The sequence below is a fragment of the Actinoplanes sp. NPDC089786 genome (assembly GCF_040684855.1).
Taxonomy (GTDB): domain Bacteria; phylum Actinomycetota; class Actinomycetes; order Mycobacteriales; family Micromonosporaceae; genus Actinoplanes.
This window is the reverse complement of the sequence record NZ_JBFBGU010000002.1, coordinates 180502-196218: the sequence shown is the minus strand read 5'-3', so window position 1 is coordinate 196218 and position 15717 is coordinate 180502. Positions and strand designations below refer to the sequence as shown.

General features: G+C 71.8%; 12 protein-coding genes. 7 read left to right on the top strand and 5 right to left on the bottom strand.

The genetic code is table 11. The features are described 5' to 3' along the window. Positions 1-13 precede the first annotated feature (13 nt). Positions 14-847, top strand: coding sequence for a patatin-like phospholipase family protein (locus AB0O15_RS11795; RefSeq protein WP_364317487.1), 834 nt, complete (start codon positions 14-16; stop codon positions 845-847). Beyond that, positions 840-1823, top strand: coding sequence for an alcohol dehydrogenase catalytic domain-containing protein (locus tag AB0O15_RS11790; protein WP_364317485.1), 984 nt, complete (start codon positions 840-842; stop codon positions 1821-1823). Before AB0O15_RS11795 ends, AB0O15_RS11790 begins: the two co-directional genes overlap by 8 nt. Here the strand turns inward: AB0O15_RS11790 and AB0O15_RS11785 are convergent. Then, positions 1804-2955: a ring-hydroxylating oxygenase subunit alpha gene (locus tag AB0O15_RS11785; protein ID WP_364317483.1), complete on the bottom strand. Its 1152-nt coding sequence runs from the start codon at positions 2953-2955 to the stop codon at positions 1804-1806. The genes AB0O15_RS11790 and AB0O15_RS11785 overlap by 20 nt on opposite strands. Positions 2956-3069: 114 nt before the next feature. Between AB0O15_RS11785 and AB0O15_RS11780 the strand changes: the two genes are divergently transcribed. Beyond that, positions 3070-6243, top strand: coding sequence for a penicillin acylase family protein (locus AB0O15_RS11780; protein ID WP_364317482.1), 3174 nt, complete (start codon positions 3070-3072; stop codon positions 6241-6243). A 122-nt stretch (positions 6244-6365) separates the two neighbouring features. On the opposite strand, the gene AB0O15_RS11775 is transcribed toward AB0O15_RS11780, so the two are convergent. Next, positions 6366-8147, bottom strand: coding sequence for a phospholipid carrier-dependent glycosyltransferase (locus AB0O15_RS11775; protein ID WP_364317480.1), 1782 nt, complete (start codon positions 8145-8147; stop codon positions 6366-6368). A 376-nt stretch (positions 8148-8523) separates the two neighbouring features. After that, on the bottom strand, positions 8524-9843 hold the full coding sequence (locus AB0O15_RS11770) for a GH1 family beta-glucosidase (RefSeq protein ID WP_364317479.1): 1320 nt from the start codon (positions 9841-9843) through the stop codon (positions 8524-8526). A 104-nt stretch (positions 9844-9947) separates the two neighbouring features. On the opposite strand from AB0O15_RS11770, the gene trpB reads away from it, so the two are divergent. From trpB to AB0O15_RS11750, 4 genes are read left to right on the top strand one after another with little or no spacing between them, the layout of a single operon-like run. Then, positions 9948-11099 (top strand): tryptophan synthase subunit beta, encoded by a 1152-nt coding sequence (gene trpB / locus AB0O15_RS11765; RefSeq protein ID WP_364317477.1) that lies wholly within the window; start codon positions 9948-9950, stop codon positions 11097-11099. Continuing rightward, entirely contained in the window at positions 11096-11872 is a 777-nt protein-coding gene (gene trpA, locus AB0O15_RS11760; RefSeq protein WP_364317475.1) for a tryptophan synthase subunit alpha, read from the top strand. Before trpB ends, trpA begins: the two co-directional genes overlap by 4 nt. A gap of 11 nt (positions 11873-11883) precedes the next feature. Next, positions 11884-12804, top strand: a complete 921-nt coding sequence (locus AB0O15_RS11755) for a GntR family transcriptional regulator (protein WP_364317473.1) — start codon at positions 11884-11886, stop codon at positions 12802-12804. Between the two features lie 34 nt (positions 12805-12838). Continuing rightward, on the top strand, positions 12839-13534 hold the full coding sequence (locus AB0O15_RS11750; protein WP_364317471.1) for a GNAT family N-acetyltransferase: 696 nt from the start codon (positions 12839-12841) through the stop codon (positions 13532-13534). A gap of 138 nt (positions 13535-13672) precedes the next feature. On the opposite strand, the gene AB0O15_RS11745 is transcribed toward AB0O15_RS11750, so the two are convergent. Next, positions 13673-14722 carry a S66 peptidase family protein gene (locus AB0O15_RS11745; RefSeq protein WP_364317469.1) on the bottom strand — a complete coding sequence of 350 codons (1050 nt, stop codon included), beginning with the start codon at positions 14720-14722 and terminating at the stop codon, positions 13673-13675. Between the two features lie 21 nt (positions 14723-14743). Continuing rightward, the gene (locus AB0O15_RS11740; protein ID WP_364317468.1) at positions 14744-15661 is read right to left on the bottom strand and encodes a LysR family transcriptional regulator; all 918 of its coding nucleotides are present in this window, start codon (positions 15659-15661) and stop codon (positions 14744-14746) included. Between the last annotated feature and the right edge of the window lie 56 nt (positions 15662-15717).

Here is a 15717-nt window from a genome sequence, read left to right as displayed (position 1 = left end):
ACACCGTGGCCTGGTGACCACGTCGGAGGAGGAACCGATCCGCATCGGGCTCGCGCTGGGTGGCGGCGCGGTGCGTGGAACCGCACACATCGGCGTGCTCGAGGTGCTCGAGAAGGCCGGCCTGGAACCGGCGATCCTCACCGGCACCAGCGCCGGGGCCCTGGTCGGGGCGCTGTACGCGGCCGGGATGAGCGCCGCCGAGATCAGCGCCCAGGCGCATTCGCTGCGCTGGGCCCGGCTGGTCCGCCCGGCCCGCACCCGCAAGGCCCTGTTCGACACCCGGCACCTCGGGGCCTACCTCGACGAGCTGCTCGGCGGGCGTGCGTTCACCGAGCTCAGCCGCCCGTTCGCCGCGGTCGCCTGCGACCTGACCACGGGTGACCGGGTGGTCATGCGGGACGGCCCGGTGTCCACCGCGGTCCTGGCCAGCGCGGCCATCCCCGGGGTCTTCCCGCCGGTCGACCGGGACGGCCGGATGCTGGTCGACGGCGGCCTGGTCGACATGGTCCCGGCCCGGCTGGCCCGCGAGCTGGGCGCCGACATCGTGGTCGCGGTCGACGTCTCCGGCCCGCTGCCCCGCCGCCCGCCGACCACCCTGGTGCACGTCATGGTCGCGGTCGCCGCCCTGCAGCCGGGCGGCACCCACCGGCTGTCCGAGGACGCCGACCTGGTCCTCGCGCCCGAGGTCGACGGGTACGCCTTCTGGGAGCTGTCCCGGGTCACCGAGTTCGAGCAGGCCGGCCGCTCCGCCGCCGAGCAGGCGCTGCCCCTGCTGTCCGCCCTGACCACCACCGCCGCGGCCCGCCGGGAGTGGGAACGAGCCCAACCTGGAGGTCCGCATGTCTGACCAGCTCGCCGCGAGGCTGCACGGCGCCGGTGACGTCCGGGTCGGGCGCGAGGCGGCGCCGGCCCCGGGCCAGGGGGAGTCGCTGGTCGAGGTGACCTCGGTCGGGCTGTGCGGATCCGACCTGCACTGGTTCACCGAGGGTGGCATCGGCGACGCCACGGTGTCCCGGCCGCTGGTGCTGGGTCACGAGATGGCCGGGATCATCCGGGGCGGGCCCGACGACGGCCGGCGGGTGGCGATCGATCCGGCCGTACCCTGCGAAGCCTGCCCCGAATGCGCGAGGGGCGACGTCAACCTCTGCCGGAACATCGTCTTCGCCGGGCACGGCGCGACCGACGGCGGCCTCCGGCAGCTGATGGCCTGGCCCAGCCACCGGCTCGTGCCGCTGCCCGACGCGCTCTCCGACGACGACGGCGCGCTGCTCGAACCGCTCGGCGTGGCTGTGCACGCGCTCGACTTCGGTCACCTGCGCGTGGCCGGCACGGTCGGCGTGGTCGGCTGCGGGCCGATCGGGCTGTTCCTGGTGCAGCTGGCCCGGCTGGCCGGCGCGACCCGGGTGCTGGCCGTCGACCCGCTGCCACACCGTCTGGCGGCGGCCGTGACGTTCGGCGCGTCGCCGGCTTCACCTGACGATGACGGCACGGCCGACGTGGTGTTCGAGGTCGGTGGGAACGACAAATCGGTGGACGCCTCGTTGCGGCTGGCCCGGGCCGGCGCGCGGGTGGTGCTGGTCGGCATCCCCGACGGCGACCGCACCTCGTTCTCCGCCTCGATCGCCCGCCGCAAGGGCCTGACCCTGGTCATGTCCCGCCGGATGGGCGAGGTCTACCCGCGCGCCATCGCCCTGGCCACCAGCGGCCGCCTCGACCTGCCGTCGCTGGTCACCGGCGCGTACCCGCTCACCGAGATGGACGCCGCGCTCAAGACCGCGGTCGCCCGCACCGGCCTCAAGACGGTCATCCACCCCCAGGGCTGAGGGCGATCCACCGGTACGCCTCCAGCACCAGGCCGTGGAAGTGGTGCACGCCGTGCTCGGACAGGCCGGAGCCCGCCGGGTCGTAGACGATGCGGCCCTGGGTGAAGGCGGGCGTACGCATGCCGCGCTGCACGCTCTCGACGATGGTGATGTCCTGCGGCTGGAGGACCTCGTCGATGTACCGCACCGACTGCGCCTCGGCCTCCTGCAACTCGGGCGTCTCGAAGTAGAAGTCCCAGGTCTCCAGGGTGCGGTCGACGCCGGCGGGCAGGATCTGCAGCACCATGAAGTTGCCGCGGCCGGGGTAGCGCAACAGGCAGGTGTTGGGCCACAGCCACCAGACCGCGTGCTCCTTGACGGTCGCGTCCGACACGTCGTAGGCCGCATTGGGCTGGGTGCCCGCCGACGCGAAGTGGCTCGACCAGATGCCGTGCGTCCGCACCTCGTACGTGCTCATGTCCACGAGGTCGACGAACTCCGGGTGGGCGACGTGGCAGTGGTAGCACTCGAGGAAGTTGTCGACGACGTTCTTCCAGTTGCTCCGGATGTCGTAGGTCAGCCGCTTGGCATGGGTCAGCCTCTCGACGTCCGGCGCCCAGTGCCGGATCTCGCCGAGCAGGTCGCCCGCCTGATCGGCCATGGATGCCGCGCCCGGGTCGAGGTTGACGTAGACGAACCCGCCGAACTCCTCCACCTTGATCCGGTCGAGGCAGACCTGCGACTTGTCGAAGGTCTCCATCCGGTCGGCGCGGCGGGCGCCGGTGAGCCGGCCGGTCAGGTCGTACACCCAGGCGTGGTAGGGGCAGACGATGTTCGTGGCCGTCCCGGACCCGGAGAGCAGCTCGTGCGCCCGGTGCTTGCAGACGTTGTAGAAGGCGCGCAGCCCACCGGCCCGGTCGCGGACGACCACGATCGGCATCCCGGCCATCGTCGCCGAGACGTAGCTGCCGGGCGCGGCGAGCTTTTCGACATGACAGACCCATTGCCAGGTACGGGCGAAGATGCCGGTCAGGTCGGCCTGGTGCCAGCGGTCATCGGTGTAGGCGTCGGCGTTCAGGGACAGGGACCGGGCGGGGTCGGCGTGGTACCCCGCGGCAACGGCGCGGACCTCTGCGGCGGTGACGGGAGCCATGCCGGCACCGTAACCGGAGAGTTGGACGAGCGTTCAATATCACGGTCGTCTATGGCGTAACCGCCGTCATAGTCTTAACCTTCGTGAAACACCTTCGTGTTCTGCGAGGTCCCCATGGTCAGACGCGCGCTCCTCGTCCTCCTCCTCGTACCCTCCCTCCTCGTCCCGTTGCCCGCGGAACCGGCCGCCGCCGCGTTCTCCCCCGGCGACTACTGCCTCGGCGAGTGCTCGGACATCCTGCCGCCGGGCCAGAACGGTGACGCCGATCTCGCCCAGATCCTCGCCAACCAGGCGTTCGGCACCATGCCGCCGCACTCCGACGACCAGCTCACGCCGTACGCCGACCTGGGCTACCGATACACCGGCCTGACCGGCGACCAGATCAACTCGTTCTTCAACGACGGGTCCTTCGGTGTCGCGGCCGGGGACGTCGAACGGACCATCGCGCCACGCTCCGACGTCACGATCGTCCGCGACCGGAAGGCCGGCATCCCGCACATCACCGGCACCACCCGGGCCGGGACCATGTTCGGCGCCGGCTATGCGGGCGCCCAGGACCGGCTGTTCCTGATGGACCTGATGCGGCACGTCGGGCGGGGCACGCTCACCCCGTTCGCCGGTGGCGCCGACGGCAACCGCGAGCTCGAGCAGAGCGTCTGGCGTACCTCGCCCTACCTGGAGAGCGACCTGACCACCCAGATCAACACCCTTCGCAACACGGGTACGCGCGGCGCGCAGCTCTACGACGACGTGCAGAGCTACCTGGCCGGCATCAACGAGTACATCGCCGACTGCATGGCCGCCCGGGACTGCCCGGGGGAGTACGTGCTGACCGGGCACCTCGACGCGATCACCAACGAGGGCGGGCCGGAACCGTTCGTGCCCGAGGACCTGATCGCGATCGGCGGCGTCATCGGCGGGCTCTTCGGTGGCGGCGGCGGGCACGAGATGCAGTCGGCGCTGGTGCGGATCGCCGCGCGGGCCAAGTACGGCCCCACCGCCGGCGATCAGGTGTGGCAGCAGTTCCGGTCGCAGAACGACCCCGAGACCGTGCTCACCCTGCACAACGGGCAGTCCTTCCCGTACGGCGGGGGCGACCCGGACGCGGCCGGGGTGGCGATGCCGGACGCCGGGACCGCGACGCCCGCCCCGATCGTGTTCGACCGGACCGGGTCGGCGGCCACCGGCGCCTCCGGAGCCTCGGCGATCGCGGACTCCCTGCGTACCCTCAGCCTTGATTCTCATAAAGGCATGTCCAACGCGGCGATCGTCTCCGCCGCACACAGCGCGACCGGGCACCCGGTCGCGGTCTTCGGACCACAGACCGGCTACTTCGCGCCGCAACTGCTCATGCTCCAGGAGCTGAACGGGCCGGGCATCCGCACCCGGGGCATCGCGTTCAGCGGCCTCAACCTCTACACGCTGATCGGCCGCGGAACCGATTACGCGTGGAGCGCCACCTCGTCCATCCAGGACATCACGGACACGTTCGCGGTGACCCTGTGCGAGGCCAACGGCTCGGCGCCCACGGTCAACTCGACGAGCTACCTCTACCACGGCCAGTGCCTGCCGATGGAGAACCTGACCCGCACCAACTCCTGGAAGCCGACCACCGCCGACGGCACCGCGGCCGGCTCCTACCGGCTGACCGTGCAACGCACCCGGTACGGCCTCGTCTCGTGGCGCGGGCTGGTCGGCGGGGCGCCCACCGCGTTCACCCAGCTCCGGTCGACCTACCGGCACGAGGCCGACTCCGCGATCGGGTTCCAGATGTTCAACGAGACCGACCAGATGGGTACGCCCGCCGCGTTCCGGAACAGCGCCTCGGCCATCTCGTTCGCCTTCAACTGGTTCTACGTGAACTCGACCGACGCGGCGATGTTCACCTCCGGCGCCCAGCCGGTGCGGGCCGCCGGGGCCGATCCGAACCTGCCGACCCGGGCTGTTCCCTTGTTTGAATGGCAGGGCTGGGATCCGGCCCTCAACACCGCTTCCTATGTGCCGAACGCCGCGCATCCGCAGGCGGTGAACCAGGACTACTTCGTCAGCTGGAACAACAAGCAGGCTCTGGGGTACTCGGCGGCGGACGGCAACTTCAGCTTCGGCTCCGTGCACCGGGGCGACCTGCTGGACGCGCCGCTGGCGGCCGGGATCGCCGCCGGGCAGCGCTACGACCGGGCGGCGCTTCTTCGCCTCGTGCAATCCGCCGCGACCGTCGACCTGCGGGGGTCCTCCGTGCTGCCGGTGCTGCTGCGGGTGATCGACACGGCGCCGGTCACCGACCCGGCCCAGGCCGCCGCCCTCACCACACTGCGGGCCTGGCTGGCCGCCGGGGCCCATCGGCAGGAGACCGCGACCGGCTCTCGCGTCTATCGCGACGCGGAGGCGATCCGGCTCTTCGACGCCTGGTGGCCGCGGCTGGTGGTGGCCGCGTTCCAGGCGCCGCTCGGCTCCCCGCTGTTCACCTCGCTGGTGGACACGTTGCAGATCAACGAGTCGCCGTCGGGCGGGCAGACCGGGCCGGTGTCGACGCTGCCCACCTCGGCCAACGAGTCGCAGGGGCACAAGGGATCCTCGTTCCAGTACGGCTGGTGGAGCTGGGTCGACAAGGACCTGCGGTCGGTGCTGGGCGACGCGGTGCCCGGCTGGCCGACGTCCTTCTGCGGCGGCGGGGCCGTGCCGGCCTGCCGGGCGGCGCTGCTGTCGAGCCTGTCCGGGGCGCTCGCCGAGCCGGCCGCCACCACCTACCCGGCCGACTCGTTCTGCGCGGCCGGCGACCAGTGGTGCGCCGACGCGATCGTGCAGTCGCCGCTCGGCGGCATCAAGCACCGGATGATCGCCTGGCAGAACCGTCCCACCTACCAGCAGGTCATCTCGTTCCCGGCCGGACGCGGCGACGACATCACGAACCTGGCCGTCGGCCGCCCGGCGACCGCGTCGAGCACGCAGCTCGGCAATCCCGCGGCCAACGCGGTCGACGGCAACCCCGGCTCGCGGTGGGCCAGCTCGTGGTCGGACAACCAGTGGCTGCGCGTCGACCTGGGCGCGTCCCGCACGGTGGCCAGGACGTTGATCCGGTGGGAGTCGGCGTACGCGTCCACGTACCGCATCGAAACCTCAACCGACGGCACCACCTGGACCACCGCGGCCACGGTGACCGCCGGCGACGGCGGCCTGGACACCGTCACGTTCCCCGCCCGAACGGCCCGCTACCTGCGGGTGTTCGGCCAGACCCGCGCGACGTCCTACGGCTTCTCCATCTACGAACTGGAGGCCTACGGCCGGTAGGCCTGACCCCTGCCGCCTTCGCCCTTCCCCCTTCGCCTACCGCTTTCGCCCTCCCGCCTCCGCCTGCTGTCCTCGCCCTTTGCCCCCACCGCCGGCTCTACCCGTGGCCCTGCCGCCGGCCTCTATCGGCGGTAGATCAGGATCGAGTGGCCGACATCGCCGACCGGGGTGCTGGTGTCGATCAGGGCGCGGAGCTCAGGCTTCGCGTCCGGCAGGAATCGAGCCGGCACCACCAGCAGACCGCGGACCTCACCGGGCGGGACCTTCATCGGGTCCCGCGCGGTGATCCCGTAGTAGCCGGGATCCCCGCTACCCCGATAGACCAGCCACACCGGCTCCCCGGGATAGTCACGCCGCAGCCTCTCGCCGAGCCGCCCCAGATCCTGCCCCCAATCGACGTTGGAGTCGGTCAGCCGCAGATAGGTCTTCGCCGGCCCGCCGAACGCCTCATTCGAGTACGGCAGGTAATACGGAAACGCCCGGACCGTGCTGACCACGACCGACAACACGATCACCGAAATCAGCACCGCCCTCACCTTGACCAGGGCTCCTCTCCTGGCCTGGACCAGCGCCTCCTTCCCGGCCGGGGTGTCCAGCTCCGCCGGTTCCGCGTTGGTCGGTGCTTCGTTTCTGGCCGGCCTCGCCGTGGTCGGCTTTTCCTTCCTGGTCGGCGCTTCGGGGGGCTTGCGCCGGAAGAGGCCGGCCGCGGCGACGGCGAACAGGATGGGCACGACGATCGCGTAGCGGACGCCCCAGTCCCGCGTGCCCGTCATCGCCGCGCCGAGCAGGACCACCGCCGGAACCAGCACGACCCATCCCCGCCGGCTGAACACCGCCGCCAGACCCAGGCCCAGCAACCCCAGCGGTTCCTTGATCAGCAGCGCGGCCGGAAGGTAGTACCACCGATGACCGCTGTACCACTCGCCCAGCAGGAATCCGCTGAAGTCCCGGCTCTCCAGGCTCAGCTGATAGTTCATGCCGTCCAGGAACGGCCGCGGGAACGGCAACATCGCCACCAGCGGATCGCTCAGCCCCTTGACGAAGATCGGGTTCCACCGCAGCGCCGGATCGACGGCGTAGTAACACAGCCAGACGACCCCGACCGCGACGGCCACCACGCCGATCGCTCCGGCCATGCCGCCGAGAATCGCGGTCCACCATCGTCCCCGGCGCCGTTCCACCAGCCACCCGGCCCACCAGATCACCACCAGCGGCACCGCCGCCAACGCGTTCATCTTGGTGGCGATGGCCGCGCCCAGCGCCACCCCGGCCAGCGGCAGATAGACGTACGGCCGGAGCCGCGCCCGCCACAGCAACCAGACCGTGGTCAGCAGAAACCCGGCCACCGGCAGGTCGAGTCCGACCAGCGACCCGTGGGCCAGCACGTCCGGCGTGAAGGCGTAGAGCGTCAGCGCCACCACCCCACCCCAGAACCCGCCGAGGTCGCGCCCGAAGTGGAACACCACCAGCCCGAACAGCATGGCCAGCACGATGATCGGCAGCCGCGCCAGGAACAGCACCCGCTCGGCGCCGTATCCCTGGCCATAGATGACCGAGCGCCCGAGCACCCATTGGTTCCCGTCCGGGTTCGCCGGCGCGTGGATGTCGTTGTCGGCCAGGACGAGCCCGACGATCAGCTTGGCCAGCGGTGGATGCTCGAAGTTGTAGGCCAGGCTGTGCCGCTCGACCTGGACGACCGCCGCCCCGACATAGACCGGCTCGTCCGAGGACGGCGACTGCTCCCGCGCGGCCGTGACCATCGCGAAGGCCATCCAGCCGAACACGGCGACCAGGAAGGCGACGACGGCGAAGAGCGACACGATCCGCCGGTCCCAGCCCGGCCGCTGCTCGGCCCACGACTCGGTCGCCGAGGGCATCGTCCCCGCCGGGATCGTGCTGACCATGAAGGACCGTCCTGAGGCGACAGAGGAGGTGCGCCCGCGCGCATCTCGGTTACATCGCCACGGAACAGTACACAGTGCACACTCGTTTGATCGGCATCGCCCGAACGGCGCTCATAGTCGGCCGGGCCGCTCGTTCCCGGCCTCGTCCGTCCAGACCTCCGGCCGCCGCGCAACGCGCGGTCGGCCCACCGCGTTGCGCCGGCTCGACGCCCGGCCGACAAGGCGGGCGGCTCAGGCCATGATGCCGGCGTGGCTCCGGCCGGCGCGCGGGGCGGCTCAGGCCCGCTACGCCGGCGTGACTCCGAACCACGCGCCGGGCGGCTGAGGCCGTTACGCCGGTCCTGACTCCGGCGTAACGCGCAGCCGACTCCGCGCGTTACGCCGGCTTTCGCGCGGCCAGGGCGGTGCGCAGCCAGCGGAAGGAGTCCTTCGGAGTGCGCTCCTGGGTCTCGAAGTCGACGCGGACCAGGCCGAACCGCTGGCTGTAGCCCTCGGACCACTCGAAGTTGTCCATCAGCGACCAGATGAAGTACCCGCGCACGTCCACGCCGGCGTCGATGGCGCTCTTCAGGGCGTCGAGGTGGCCGCGCAGGTAGTCGATGCGGAAGGCGTCGTCGGTGCCGTCGGCGGTCGAGCAGCCGTTCTCGGTGATGTAGATCGGCGGTAGCGCCTCGCCGTAGGTGTCTTTCAGGCCGACGAGCAGGTCGCGCAGGCCGCCCGGCACCACGGGCCAGCCGAAGGCGGTGATCGGCACGCCCTCGATCGGCCGCGGGTCGAACGGCAGGTCGGCGTCGGGCGCCGCGGCCGCGATGCGGGTCGGGTTGTAGTAGTTGATCCCGAGCGCGTCCAGCGGTGCGTGGATGATCTCCAGGTCACCGTCCTGCACCAGGTCGCCGAGGAAGGAGGCGAGCATCTCGGGGTAGGCGCCGAGCAGGATCGGGTCGTTGAAGAGCCGGTTGTGGAAGCTGTCGTACATGGCCGCCGCCATCACGTCGGCCTCGTCGTCGCTGGCCGGCAGCACCGGAGTGCAGTTGTTCGTGATCATCACCTGGGTCGCGCCGCGCTCGCGCAGCACCCGGGCCGCCAGGCCGTGCCCGAGCAACTGGTGGTGGGCCACCGGCAACGCGCCGAACATCAGGCTGTGCCCCGGGGCGCCGCCACCCCACGCGTGTCCCTCGGCCATGTGCACGACCGGCTCGTTCAGCGTGATCCACCGGCGCACCCGGTCGCCGAGGCGGTCGGCGACGTGCCCGGCGTACTCGGCGAACCGCTCGGCCGTCGCCCGGCTCAGCCACCCGCCCTCGTCCTCGAGCGCCTGCGGCAGGTCCCAGTGGAACAGCGTCGGCAGCGGGGCGATCCCACGCTGGAGCAACGCGTCGACCAGCCGGTCGTAGAAGTCGAGGCCGGGGATGTTGAGCGCGCCGCTGCCGGTGGGCTGCACGCGCGGCCAGGAGATCGAGAAGCGGTAGGCGTCCACGCCCAGGTCGGCCATCAGGGCGACGTCTTCGGGCCAGCGGTGGTAGTGGTCGCAGGCAACGTCGCCGGTGTCGCCGTTCTTCACCCGCCCCGGCGTGTGCGCGAACGTGTCCCACACCGAAGGCCCGCGCCCGTCCTCGGTGACCGCACCCTCGATCTGATAGGCCGCCGTCGACACTCCGACCTCGAACCTGTCCGGAAACCCTGCCAGTGCATCCACGCCGGTCACGTTACCGACCCGCGGACGGACCGGCATCTGAACGCTCAGCCTCACGATTTCCCCCGTTCTAGAACTCCGGCCTTCCATGTGCTACACATACTGCCATGAGTTCTAGAACAGTGGAAGCCCGGCCCGGCCGGTTCGGTGGGTACGGTGGGCGCTTCGTCCCGGAGTCGCTGGTGGGGGCCTGCGAAGAGCTGGAGCGGGCGTTCCACGAGGCGTGGGGCGACACCGAGTTCCGCGACCGGCTGTCCGGTTTCCTTGGCGACTATGCGGGCCGGCCCACGCCGTTGACGCCGGCTCTGCGGCTGTCGGCCGAGTTGGGCGTCACCGTCCTGCTGAAGCGCGAAGACCTGGCCCACACCGGGTCCCACAAGATCAACAATGTGCTCGGTCAGGCGCTGCTCGCCGAGCGGATGGGCAAGCGAAGGCTCATCGCCGAGACCGGCGCCGGCTCACACGGCGTCGCCACCGCCACCGCCGGTGCGTTGCTCGGCCTGCCGACGACCGTCTTCATGGGTGAGCGTGACATCGAGCGGCAAGCGCTCAACGTCTTTCGCATGCGGACGCTCGGGGCCGAGGTCGTCCCGGTGACCACGGGCAGCCGCACGCTCAAGGACGCCTGCACCGAGGCGCTACGACATTGGGTGGGTGCGGTGGACGACAGCCACTACTGCCTCGGCTCGGTGATGGGCCCACACCCCTACCCGGTGATGGTGCGTGAGTTCCAGCGGGTCATCGGCGACGAGGCCCGCCGCCAGGTCCCGGCCGTGCCCGACTTCGTGGTGGCCTGTGTCGGTGGCGGGTCCAACGCGGCGGGCACGTTCGCCGGCTTCCTCGACACCGACGCCGCCCTGATCGGCGTCGAGGCCGAGGGCGGCGCGGCCGTGACCAGAGGTTCGGACGGCATCCTGCACGGGTTCCGCACCCGCCTCCTGCAGGACGCGGAGGGCCAGATCGCCGAGGCCCACTCGATCGCGCCAGGACTCGACTACCCCGGCGTCGGCCCGGAACACGCCTGGTTCGCGAGCACCGGGCAGGCGCGTTACGTCACGGTCGGCGACACCGACGTGGTCGCGGCCGTCCACCGGCTCGCCCGCGCCGAGGGAATCATCTGCGCCCTCGAGTCCGCCCACGCCGTCGCCTGGCTGATCAACGCGGTGGCCGCCGGCGAGATCCCGGCCGGGGCGAGCGTGCTGGTGACGGTGTCCGGCCGAGGCGACAAAGACATGGCGACCCTGATGGAGCTGGCATGAACACGTTGGAGAAGCACACTCGCGGGGTCCGCGACTCGGGGCGGAAGCTGCTCGTCCCCTATGTGACCGGTGGGCTGACCGCGAACTGGACCGACTATCTGCACGCCGCGGCCGATGCCGGGGCCGATGTGGTGGAGATCGGGCTGCCGTTCTCCGACGCGATGCTCGACGGCCCGGCCATCCAGCGCGCCTCGGACACCGCGCTCGCCCGAGGGACCACGGTCGACGGCATCCTCCGCGACGTGGCGCGGCTCGACCTGCGGGTGCCGCTGGTCGCGATGACCTACGCGAACCTGGTCTTCCGCCGGGGCGCCGAGTGGTTCTGCTCGGCCCTGCGGGACGCCGGCGTCGCCGGGCTCATCGTGCCGGACGTGCCGATCGACGAGGTGGACGAGTTGTCGGCGGCGGCCACCGGGCTCGACCTGGTGCTGCTCGTGTCGCCGGCCACCCCGCCCGGGCGCCGGCGCGAGATCGCCGGGCGGAGCCGGGGCTTCGTGTACGCCGTCAGCGTGATGGGAACCACCGGCGCGCGGGAGGCGCTGCCGGCCACGGCGGGGAAGCTGGCGCAGGACGTCAAGGCGGTGACCGATCTGCCGGTGCTGCTCGGGTTCGGCGTGTCCTCGCCGGCCGGCGCGCGTGCCGCGGCTGCCCGGGCCGACGGTGTTATCGTGGCGTCGACCTTGATGCAGCAGGTGCTCGAGGGCGCCTCGCCGGCCGATGTCGGGGTCCGTGTCGCCGAGATGCGCGCGGCGCTGGACGGGCCCGATGATTGACGGAGCAGCCCGTGGCGGTGCGAGACGGCGAGCGGCGAGAGCCGAAGTACGCCACGATCGCCGCCGATCTTCAGAGCCGCATCGCGATCGGCGAGTTCCGCCCCGGCCAGGCCCTGCCGCCCCAGCGCGAGCTGAGCGCCTCCTACGGCGTCACGCTGATGACCCTGCGGCAGGCGTTGGGGCTGCTCACCGACCAGGGGCTGGTGAGCCAGGAGCCGGGCCGCGGAACGTTCGTGTCGGGCCCGAAGGCGGCGCACACGATGGGCCCGCTGCGGAGCCTCTCCGACGACCTGCGGGCCCAGGGCCACACGGTCGACACCATCGTGCTGGCCCGGCAGGAGGGTCCCCTGCCTGAGTGGGTGGCCGAGCAACTCGGCCTGCCCACCGAGCGTGGCGAGATCGCCGGTCCGTCCGCCGGCCGTGGCGACATAGCCGGTCCGCCCACCGGCCGCGGCGACATCGCCGGCGTGCCCGCCGGGCGTGGCGATGGCGACCCGGTGCACGCTAGACGTGGCGACATTGCCGGGAGCGAGCCGGCCCAGGGCGGGGCGTCCGGGTTGCGCATCGAGCGCCTCCGCCGGCTCGGGGCCACCCCGGCGATCCACCAGACGTCGTGGCTTCCCGAGCGGGTCGCACGGCTGCTGGCCGGGGCCGACCTGACCGTGACGTCGCTCTACGACGCGCTGACCTCGGCCGGGATGGCGCCCGTCCGCGCCGAGGAGCGACTGGCGCCGGCTCTGCTGGAGGAGAGCCTCTCCGCGTTGCTGAACCGCCCGGCGGGCACTCCGGTGCTCCACAGCGACCGCATCACCTACGCCGGCGGCGACACGCCGATCGTCTTCGACCGGGCGACCATCCTCGGCGACCTGATCGAGGTCCGCGCGGTGCACACCGCCGGCGCGAGCAGTTCGTCCTACCCCAGCCTGCGATAGTGCGGGCCGGCCGGACGATCGACGGGAAGTGACGATGAGCATCGCCGAGACGGTCGGCCGGGACGTGCTGGACAACCCGGCGTGGGCCTCGCTGAACGGCCCACATGCCAAGTTGGCCGAGGTACGCGGGAGAGCCGCGCGCTATCAGCCCGATGTCGCGCCCTGGCACGGCCTCGCCGACTCGCGCGATCCCGTGGCGTGGGCCGACCTGGCCGCACTGATCGGGCCGGGCGCCGAGATCACCCTGGCCGGGGTGGGCGAGGCCGAGCATCCCGGTTGGGAACGCGGCCTCGCCTTCGAGGGCGTCCAACTGGTCGACGTGGCGCTGCGCACCGAACCCGACCCGGAGGCGCTGCTGCTCGGCCCGGCCGACGTGCCCGAGATGCTGGATCTGGTCCGGCGCACCGAGCCCGGCCCGTTCCTGCCCCGGACCATCGAGATGGGCACCTACCTGGGCCTGCGCCACGGCGGCCGGCTCGTGGCGATGGCCGGCGAGCGGCTGCACCCGCCGGGCTGGACCGAGATCAGCGCGGTGTGCACCGATCCCGCCTTCCGTGGGCGCGGCTACGCCACCCGGCTGGTCCGGGCCGTGGCCGACGGCATCCACGCCCGCGGCGAGACCCCGTTCCTGCACGCCTCGGCCCGGAACCTGTCGGCGATCCGCCTCTACGAGTCGATCGGCTTCGCCCTGCGCATGCGGGTGACCTTCACCGCCTACCGCACCACCTGAACCGAGCACGTCGGTCCTGTCAGGATTGCGTCGGTCCTGGCAGTGGGGGAGTCGGTCCTGGCGGTCGGTGGGTCGGTCCTGGGAGTGGGTGAGAAATGACGTGGCCGTGGGCGCAGAATCGCCGGATCGGGGCGATTCCTAGCGATAGTCGGCGAAGATCCTGCGCTCCGCGCCGTCAACGGTGACCTGACCACCGTGCGGCAGGATCCATTGCGGCCGGGTGTGGCCGAACGGCACCCCGACGCAGACGACCGCCTCGGGGTTGTAGCGAGTCACCACCTCGACAACCGCATCCCGCTGTTGTTCACGCAACCGCGCCCGATGCGCAGCGGCCGGTCGCCGGGTGGGATCCGAGACCGGCGGACGTGCGACCACGACCGCGTCGACCATGCCGAGGAGGCCACGCTCGCCGAGGGAACGGACGATCCAGCCGACCTCGCGGGCGGGCATCAGCTCCTCCGACGTCTCGATGATCAGCACCCCGCCTCGCAGAACCTCCGGGGGGAACGGGAACCGCCCGGCCGTCAGAATCCACTGGATGACTTCGAGGCAGCCTCCCCAGGTGGCGCCGGTGACGGACCGCCGCGGCCCGAACCAGCCCCACGGCTCGGTCGGCTCACGTTCCCCGAAGGACTCGAGGGCCCGCGGATCGGCCCAGTCGATTCCGTAGTCCTCGGATTCGCCCGGATCGGTGATCTCCAACCGCTCTCCGGTGAGCAGCGCCGCCCGCAGCGACCGCGCGTGGATGTCGTCCACGGCCGGGCCCGGACCGAGGTGAACCTGCGACGATCCGCCGTAGAAACTGGCGAGACCCAGGGCCCAGAGCCAGTGGTGCAGGTTGGTGTTGTCGCTCGTGCCGAGGAACGGTTTCGGATCGGCTCGGGCGAGGCCGGCGTCCAGGTGCGGGATGACCGTGATCTGATCCTCGCCTCCGATGACGGCGAGAACGCCGCGGACCTGCGGGTCGGCGAAGGCGGCGTTGATGTCCGCCGCTCGCGCCTCCGGTGCCGCGCCGACGACCCGGGTGGTCGGGTATTCGACCGGAACGAGGCCGGTCACGTCGGCGAGCCGTCGCATGGCCTGCTCGTGAAGCTGGGGAAAGGCGCCTGCCGCGGCGAAGGACGGCGAGATGACGGCGATCTGGTCCCCGGGACGGGCCTTCCGCGGACGTGCGAGCTCATGCCTCATGCCGACATTCAACAGCTACGGCTACACCGCGGCGGGAAGGGCGGCGACCGTGTCGCGCAGCGACTGCAGCAGCGCCTCGGTCAGCGGGTCGGGGCGGCGGCGCCGGGCCGTCACCACGCCGACGTAGCGGGTCGGGCCGGGCGGCGTGAGCGGCACCGGCACCAGCCCGCCCTGGTCGGCGACCAGCGCCACCTGCGGGATCATGCTGATGCCGACCTCGGCCCGCACCAGCGACTGGGCGAAGACGTAGTCGGTGCCACGGCAGGCCACGCGCGGCTCGTAGCCGGCCATCGCCGCGTAGCGGTCGAGCATGTCGCCCATCTCCAGGCAGCCGTGCACCCAGCGCTCGCCGGCCAGCTCGGCGATGGTCAGGGTGTCGCGACCGGCCAGCGGGTGGGCGGCGGGCAGCACCACGAACATCGGGTCGTCCATCAGCGGGGTCCAGATCAGGCCGGTGCGGTCGTCGGGGCCGACCGGTGGCGGGCCGTCGAAGTGGTAGACCAGGGCCAGGTCGGCGGCGCCCGAGCGGACCTGCGGAAGGCTGTCTTCCGGCTCCTGCTCGAGCACGGTGAACTCGACGCCGGGGCGCTCGGCGGCCAGGCGCCGGAGCGCGGCGGGCAGGAGTCGCTGGCCGCCGCTGGTGAACGTGGCGACGGTCATCCGGTCGGTGCGGGCGTGGGCGAGGCGGTCGAGCTCTTTCCGCGTACGCGAAAGCTCCGCGGTCACGGCCTCGGCCGACGCGACGAGCAGCCGCCCGGCCTCGGTCAGCTCGACACCGCGGGTGCTGCGCTCGACCACCGCCGAGCCGACCGCCCGCTCGAGCGCGCTGATCCGCTGGGACACGGCCGACGGGGTGAGCCGGAGTTCGGCCGCCGCCCGGTTGAAGCTGCCGTGCCGGGCGACCTCGGCCAGGATCTGGAGGCGGCGTACGTCGATCATTAGCGCTCCTTAACACGGCACAAGCAAGTCGCCACTACCGCTTAATACCGTACGCC

Bases quoted from the DNA above. Each gene is read 5' to 3' on its own strand.
- AB0O15_RS11740 (WP_364317468.1), bottom strand. From the start codon at position 15,661: ATGATCGACGTACGCCGCCTCCAGATCCTGGCCGAGGTCGCCCGGCAC.
- AB0O15_RS11750 (WP_364317471.1), top strand. From the start codon at position 12,839: ATGAGCATCGCCGAGACGGTCGGCCGGGACGTGCTGGACAACCCGGCG.
- trpB (WP_364317477.1), top strand. From the start codon at position 9,948: ATGAGTTCTAGAACAGTGGAAGCCCGGCCCGGCCGGTTCGGTGGGTAC.
- AB0O15_RS11785 (WP_364317483.1), bottom strand. From the start codon at position 2,955: ATGGCTCCCGTCACCGCCGCAGAGGTCCGCGCCGTTGCCGCGGGGTAC.
- AB0O15_RS11775 (WP_364317480.1), bottom strand. From the start codon at position 8,147: ATGGTCAGCACGATCCCGGCGGGGACGATGCCCTCGGCGACCGAGTCG.
- AB0O15_RS11790 (WP_364317485.1), top strand. From the start codon at position 840: ATGTCTGACCAGCTCGCCGCGAGGCTGCACGGCGCCGGTGACGTCCGG.
- trpA (WP_364317475.1), top strand. From the start codon at position 11,096: ATGAACACGTTGGAGAAGCACACTCGCGGGGTCCGCGACTCGGGGCGG.
- AB0O15_RS11780 (WP_364317482.1), top strand. From the start codon at position 3,070: ATGGTCAGACGCGCGCTCCTCGTCCTCCTCCTCGTACCCTCCCTCCTC.
- AB0O15_RS11745 (WP_364317469.1), bottom strand. From the start codon at position 14,722: ATGAGGCATGAGCTCGCACGTCCGCGGAAGGCCCGTCCCGGGGACCAG.